This window comes from Enterobacter sp. ODB01, from assembly GCF_001623605.1.
Classification (GTDB): Bacteria; Pseudomonadota; Gammaproteobacteria; order Enterobacterales; family Enterobacteriaceae; genus Enterobacter; species Enterobacter kobei.
Genome location: NZ_CP015227.1, coordinates 4526763 through 4534036, shown reverse-complemented (window position 1 = coordinate 4534036; position 7274 = coordinate 4526763). Strand labels below are relative to the sequence as shown.

The following is a 7274-nucleotide window of genomic DNA, read 5'->3' as shown; positions in this document are numbered from 1 at the left end:
TTTTAACGAAAACGTTTGCGCAACGCTCGCACATTTTTACTTTTTCGTATCATTGTGGATAAGTCTGTGTGTAAAAGGGTATAAGACGGGGTTTTGCTGTGGAATGCAGCAGTCAGTCATTTTTCTGTCATTTAGCGGTTGCGGCCTGCGGAGAACTCCCTATAATGCGCCTCCATCGACACGGCAGATGTGAATCACTTCACAGACAACCCGGTCGGTTGAAGAGAAAAAATCCTGAAATAACGGGTTGACTCTGAAAGAGGAAAGCGTAATATACGCCACCTCGCAACGGTGAGCGAAAGCCGCGTTGCAACTGCTCTTTAACAATTTATCAGACAATCTGTGTGGGCACTCAAGTGACATGGATTCTTAACGTCCTCGGACGAAAATGAATACCAAGTCTCTGAGTGAACATACGTAATTCATTACGAAGTTTAATTCACGAGCATCAAACTTAAATTGAAGAGTTTGATCATGGCTCAGATTGAACGCTGGCGGCAGGCCTAACACATGCAAGTCGAACGGTAGCACAGAGAGCTTGCTCTCGGGTGACGAGTGGCGGACGGGTGAGTAATGTCTGGGAAACTGCCTGATGGAGGGGGATAACTACTGGAAACGGTAGCTAATACCGCATAACGTCGCAAGACCAAAGAGGGGGACCTTCGGGCCTCTTGCCATCAGATGTGCCCAGATGGGATTAGCTAGTAGGTGGGGTAATGGCTCACCTAGGCGACGATCCCTAGCTGGTCTGAGAGGATGACCAGCCACACTGGAACTGAGACACGGTCCAGACTCCTACGGGAGGCAGCAGTGGGGAATATTGCACAATGGGCGCAAGCCTGATGCAGCCATGCCGCGTGTATGAAGAAGGCCTTCGGGTTGTAAAGTACTTTCAGCGGGGAGGAAGGTGTTGTGGTTAATAACCACAGCAATTGACGTTACCCGCAGAAGAAGCACCGGCTAACTCCGTGCCAGCAGCCGCGGTAATACGGAGGGTGCAAGCGTTAATCGGAATTACTGGGCGTAAAGCGCACGCAGGCGGTCTGTCAAGTCGGATGTGAAATCCCCGGGCTCAACCTGGGAACTGCATTCGAAACTGGCAGGCTAGAGTCTTGTAGAGGGGGGTAGAATTCCAGGTGTAGCGGTGAAATGCGTAGAGATCTGGAGGAATACCGGTGGCGAAGGCGGCCCCCTGGACAAAGACTGACGCTCAGGTGCGAAAGCGTGGGGAGCAAACAGGATTAGATACCCTGGTAGTCCACGCCGTAAACGATGTCGACTTGGAGGTTGTGCCCTTGAGGCGTGGCTTCCGGAGCTAACGCGTTAAGTCGACCGCCTGGGGAGTACGGCCGCAAGGTTAAAACTCAAATGAATTGACGGGGGCCCGCACAAGCGGTGGAGCATGTGGTTTAATTCGATGCAACGCGAAGAACCTTACCTACTCTTGACATCCAGAGAACTTTCCAGAGATGGATTGGTGCCTTCGGGAACTCTGAGACAGGTGCTGCATGGCTGTCGTCAGCTCGTGTTGTGAAATGTTGGGTTAAGTCCCGCAACGAGCGCAACCCTTATCCTTTGTTGCCAGCGGTTAGGCCGGGAACTCAAAGGAGACTGCCAGTGATAAACTGGAGGAAGGTGGGGATGACGTCAAGTCATCATGGCCCTTACGAGTAGGGCTACACACGTGCTACAATGGCGCATACAAAGAGAAGCGACCTCGCGAGAGCAAGCGGACCTCATAAAGTGCGTCGTAGTCCGGATTGGAGTCTGCAACTCGACTCCATGAAGTCGGAATCGCTAGTAATCGTAGATCAGAATGCTACGGTGAATACGTTCCCGGGCCTTGTACACACCGCCCGTCACACCATGGGAGTGGGTTGCAAAAGAAGTAGGTAGCTTAACCTTCGGGAGGGCGCTTACCACTTTGTGATTCATGACTGGGGTGAAGTCGTAACAAGGTAACCGTAGGGGAACCTGCGGTTGGATCACCTCCTTACCTTAAAGAACCTGCCTTTGTAGTGCTCACACAGATTGTCTGATGAAAAGTAAATAGCAAGGCGTCTTGCGATTGAGACTTCAGTGTCCCCTTCGTCTAGAGGCCCAGGACACCGCCCTTTCACGGCGGTAACAGGGGTTCGAATCCCCTAGGGGACGCCACTTGCTGGTTCGTGAGTGAAAGTCACCTGCCGTCATATCTCAAAACTGACTTGCGAGTCATGTTTGAGATATTTGCTCTTTAAAAATCTGGATCAAGCTGAAAATTGAAACGACACACATGTTATGTGTGTTCGAGTCTCTCAAATTTTCGCAAACCGATGATGAATCGAAAGAAACATCTTCGGGTTGTGAGGTTAAGCGACTAAGCGTACACGGTGGATGCCCTGGCAGTCAGAGGCGATGAAGGACGTGCTAATCTGCGAAAAGCGCCGGCGAGGTGATATGAACCTTTGACCCGGCGATGTCCGAATGGGGAAACCCAGTGTGATTCGTCACACTATCGTTAACTGAATACATAGGTTAACGAGGCGAACCGGGGGAACTGAAACATCTAAGTACCCCGAGGAAAAGAAATCAACCGAGATTCCCCCAGTAGCGGCGAGCGAACGGGGAGCAGCCCGGAGTCTGAATCAGCTTGTGTGTTAGTGGAACGGTCTGGAAAGTCCGACGGTACAGGGTGATAGTCCCGTACACGAAAATGCACAGGTTGTGAACTCGAAGAGTAGGGCGGGACACGTGGTATCCTGTCTGAATATGGGGGGACCATCCTCCAAGGCTAAATACTCCTGACTGACCGATAGTGAACCAGTACCGTGAGGGAAAGGCGAAAAGAACCCCGGCGAGGGGAGTGAAAAAGAACCTGAAACCGTGTACGTACAAGCAGTGGGAGCCTCTTTATGGGGTGACTGCGTACCTTTTGTATAATGGGTCAGCGACTTATATTCTGTAGCAAGGTTAACCGTATAGGGGAGCCGAAGGGAAACCGAGTCTTAACTGGGCGTTAAGTTGCAGGGTATAGACCCGAAACCCGGTGATCTAGCCATGGGCAGGTTGAAGGTTGGGTAACACTAACTGGAGGACCGAACCGACTAATGTTGAAAAATTAGCGGATGACCTGTGGCTGGGGGTGAAAGGCCAATCAAACCGGGAGATAGCTGGTTCTCCCCGAAAGCTATTTAGGTAGCGCCTCGTGAATTCATCTTCGGGGGTAGAGCACTGTTTCGGCTAGGGGGCCATCCCGGCTTACCAACCCGATGCAAACTACGAATACCGAAGAATGTTATCACGGGAGACACACGGCGGGTGCTAACGTCCGTCGTGAAGAGGGAAACAACCCAGACCGCCAGCTAAGGTCCCAAAGTCATGGTTAAGTGGGAAACGATGTGGGAAGGCACAGACAGCCAGGATGTTGGCTTAGAAGCAGCCATCATTTAAAGAAAGCGTAATAGCTCACTGGTCGAGTCGGCCTGCGCGGAAGATGTAACGGGGCTAAACCATGCACCGAAGCTGCGGCAGCGACGCTTATGCGTTGTTGGGTAGGGGAGCGTTCTGTAAGCCGTTGAAGGTGGCCTGTGAGGGTTGCTGGAGGTATCAGAAGTGCGAATGCTGACATAAGTAACGATAAAGCGGGTGAAAAGCCCGCTCGCCGGAAGACCAAGGGTTCCTGTCCAACGTTAATCGGGGCAGGGTGAGTCGACCCCTAAGGCGAGGCCGAAAGGCGTAGTCGATGGGAAACAGGTTAATATTCCTGTACTTGGTGTTACTGCGAAGGGGGGACGGAGAAGGCTATGTTAGCCGGGCGACGGTTGTCCCGGTTTAAGCATGTAGGCGGAGGTTCCAGGTAAATCCGGTACCTTTTTAACGCTGAGGTGTGATGACGAGGCACTACGGTGCTGAAGTAACAAATGCCCTGCTTCCAGGAAAAGCCTCTAAGCATCAGGTAACACGAAATCGTACCCCAAACCGACACAGGTGGTCAGGTAGAGAATACCAAGGCGCTTGAGAGAACTCGGGTGAAGGAACTAGGCAAAATGGTGCCGTAACTTCGGGAGAAGGCACGCTGATATGTAGGTGAAGCCCCTGCGGGTGGAGCTGAAATCAGTCGAAGATACCAGCTGGCTGCAACTGTTTATTAAAAACACAGCACTGTGCAAACACGAAAGTGGACGTATACGGTGTGACGCCTGCCCGGTGCCGGAAGGTTAATTGATGGGGTTAGCGGTAACGCGAAGCTCTTGATCGAAGCCCCGGTAAACGGCGGCCGTAACTATAACGGTCCTAAGGTAGCGAAATTCCTTGTCGGGTAAGTTCCGACCTGCACGAATGGCGTAATGATGGCCAGGCTGTCTCCACCCGAGACTCAGTGAAATTGAACTCGCTGTGAAGATGCAGTGTACCCGCGGCAAGACGGAAAGACCCCGTGAACCTTTACTATAGCTTGACACTGAACACTGGTCCTTGATGTGTAGGATAGGTGGGAGGCTTTGAAGCGTGGACGCCAGTCTGCGTGGAGCCGACCTTGAAATACCACCCTTTAATGGCTGGTGTTCTAACGTAGACCCGTGATCCGGGTTGCGGACAGTGTCTGGTGGGTAGTTTGACTGGGGCGGTCTCCTCCCAAAGAGTAACGGAGGAGCACGAAGGTTAGCTAATCCTGGTCGGACATCAGGAGGTTAGTGCAATGGCATAAGCTAGCTTGACTGCGAGAGTGACGGCTCGAGCAGGTGCGAAAGCAGGTCATAGTGATCCGGTGGTTCTGAATGGAAGGGCCATCGCTCAACGGATAAAAGGTACTCCGGGGATAACAGGCTGATACCGCCCAAGAGTTCATATCGACGGCGGTGTTTGGCACCTCGATGTCGGCTCATCACATCCTGGGGCTGAAGTAGGTCCCAAGGGTATGGCTGTTCGCCATTTAAAGTGGTACGCGAGCTGGGTTTAGAACGTCGTGAGACAGTTCGGTCCCTATCTGCCGTGGGCGCTGGAGAATTGAGGGGGGCTGCTCCTAGTACGAGAGGACCGGAGTGGACGCATCACTGGTGTTCGGGTTGTCATGCCAATGGCACTGCCCGGTAGCTAAATGCGGAAGAGATAAGTGCTGAAAGCATCTAAGCACGAAACTTGCCCCGAGATGAGTTCTCCCTGAGACTTTAAGTCTCCTGAAGGAACGTTGAAGACGACGACGTTGATAGGTCGGGTGTGTAAGCGCAGCGATGCGTTGAGCTAACCGATACTAATGAACCGTGAGGCTTAACCTTACAACGCCGAAGCTGTTTTGGCGTGAGAGACGATTTTCAGCCTGATACAGATAACAGAATTTGCCTGGCGGCTTTAGCGCGGTGGTCCCACCTGAACCCATGCCGAACTCAGAAGTGAAACGCCGTAGCGCCGATGGTAGTGTGGGGTCTCCCCATGTGAGAGTAGGGAACTGCCAGGCATCAATTAAGAAGAACCCCGTACCGTAAGGTGCGGGGTTTTTTGCTTTTGGTTTTTCTCCCCTGGCCTTTCTCTTAATCTCTTACCCTGCTAATGGAATGTGTGATCCCTGTCTCAATGTTATTTATAACAAAATTATAACATTTCATTTACGAGGTAATTGAGTCTCCTGGCTCAATACACCGCTGTTTATGGCAGGAGCATAATCACAATGACAGAAAGTATTACATCAAACGGGACGCTGGCTAACAGTGATACCCGAAGAAGGGTATGGGCAATCGTCAGCGCCTCTTCCGGGAATCTGGTTGAATGGTTTGACTTCTACGTCTACTCATTCTGTTCACTCTACTTCGCACATATCTTCTTCCCGTCCGGAAACACCACAACACAGCTACTACAAACGGCAGGGGTATTTGCCGCCGGATTCTTAATGCGACCCATTGGGGGCTGGCTGTTTGGGCGTATTGCGGATCGTCGCGGGCGCAAGGCCTCCATGCTGATCTCGGTTTGTATGATGTGCTTTGGATCTCTGGTGATCGCCTGCTTACCAGGGTATGAATCGATCGGGACATGGGCGCCTGCGCTGCTTTTGCTGGCTCGCTTATTCCAGGGACTATCGGTGGGCGGTGAATACGGTACCAGTGCGACCTATATGAGTGAAGTTGCCCTGGAAGGCCGCAAAGGTTTTTACGCCTCATTCCAGTACGTCACGCTCATTGGTGGTCAATTGCTGGCGATTCTTGTGGTGGTGATCTTGCAGCAGATCCTGACAGACGAACAACTTCACACATGGGGATGGCGAATTCCTTTCGCACTGGGCGCAGCACTGGCGATTGTCGCACTTTGGTTACGCCGTCAGTTAGATGAAACCTCGCAGAAAGAGGTCAGGACGCTAAAGGAGGCGGGAACATTCAAAGGTTTATGGCGAAACCGCAAAGCTTTCCTGATGGTGCTGGGCTTCACTGCGGGCGGCTCTCTCAGTTTTTACACTTTCACTACCTATATGCAAAAGTATCTGGTGAACACCACCGGAATGCACGCAAACGTCGCCAGCGTTGTTATGACAGTGGCACTTTTTGTCTTTATGCTCATACAACCGATTATCGGTGCGCTTTCCGATAAGATTGGTCGCCGTACGTCAATGCTGATCTTTGGTGGGCTGTCGGCGCTGTGTACTGTCCCTATTTTGACAGCCCTTCAGCATGTCTCCTCGCCATATGCCGCATTTGCACTGGTGATGCTGGCGATGGTGATTGTCAGTTTCTACACCTCGATCAGCGGAATACTGAAAGCCGAAATGTTCCCGGCACAGGTACGAGCGCTAGGGGTAGGGCTCTCTTATGCGGTAGCCAATGCGCTGTTTGGCGGATCGGCGGAGTATGTAGCGTTGTCGCTTAAATCATGGGGAAGTGAAACGACATTCTTCTGGTACGTGACGGTAATGGGGGCGCTGGCCTTTATTGTCTCCCTGATGCTGCATCGCAAAGGGAAGGGCATTCGTCTTTAATAATGCGCCATCTGCCAGACGGCATAGCCGGTGGTTGCACCGGCGACGTCCCAGGCGAAATCTTTCCAGCTCCAGCCGCTCCCCGCGGGGCGGCTATCCCACAGTTCTTTTGATGCTCCAAGGCTTACTGAGAACATCAATCCTATCGCTGCGCTCCGGTCCCGGCTGTATCCCTGATGCTGTGCATATTCGTTACCGGCTGCAGACAGCATTGCGGAGGCGAGGAAGTGCTGAGCCTTATCCTGTCCGGACCAGCTATCGTTGGCCATATGGCTGCAGCCACTCAGAAAGAGGACGCTCAGTAGCAGAGAAGTACGCATCAACGGGCTCCATA

General features: G+C 52.3%; 2 protein-coding genes, 1 tRNA gene and 3 rRNA genes. 5 read left to right on the top strand and 1 reads right to left on the bottom strand.

Annotation, left to right across the window (positions count from 1 at the left end):
• The first annotated feature begins 456 nt into the window (after positions 1-456).
• The 5 genes from A4308_RS21490 (at position 457) to A4308_RS21470 (ending at position 6940) form a co-directional block, all read left to right on the top strand.
• Positions 457-1996: ribosomal RNA gene (locus A4308_RS21490) — 16S ribosomal RNA — on the top strand.
• An 85-nt stretch (positions 1997-2081) separates the two neighbouring features.
• A tRNA-Glu gene (locus tag A4308_RS21485) sits at positions 2082-2157 on the top strand.
• Positions 2158-2349: 192 nt separating this feature from the next.
• Positions 2350-5255 (top strand): 23S ribosomal RNA (locus A4308_RS21480).
• Between the two features lie 63 nt (positions 5256-5318).
• Positions 5319-5434: ribosomal RNA gene (gene rrf / locus A4308_RS21475) — 5S ribosomal RNA — on the top strand.
• Together the 16S, 23S and 5S rRNA genes with 1 tRNA gene alongside form the textbook arrangement of a ribosomal RNA operon.
• A 210-nt stretch (positions 5435-5644) precedes the next feature.
• On the top strand, positions 5645-6940 hold the full coding sequence (locus A4308_RS21470) for an MFS transporter (RefSeq protein ID WP_023331104.1): 1296 nt from the start codon (positions 5645-5647) through the stop codon (positions 6938-6940).
• Here A4308_RS21470 and A4308_RS21465 read toward each other — a convergent pair.
• Entirely contained in the window at positions 6937-7260 is a 324-nt protein-coding gene (locus tag A4308_RS21465) for a YfiM family lipoprotein (RefSeq protein WP_014884860.1), read from the bottom strand. The two genes, A4308_RS21470 and A4308_RS21465, sit on opposite strands and share 4 nt — an antisense overlap.
• Between the last annotated feature and the right edge of the window lie 14 nt (positions 7261-7274).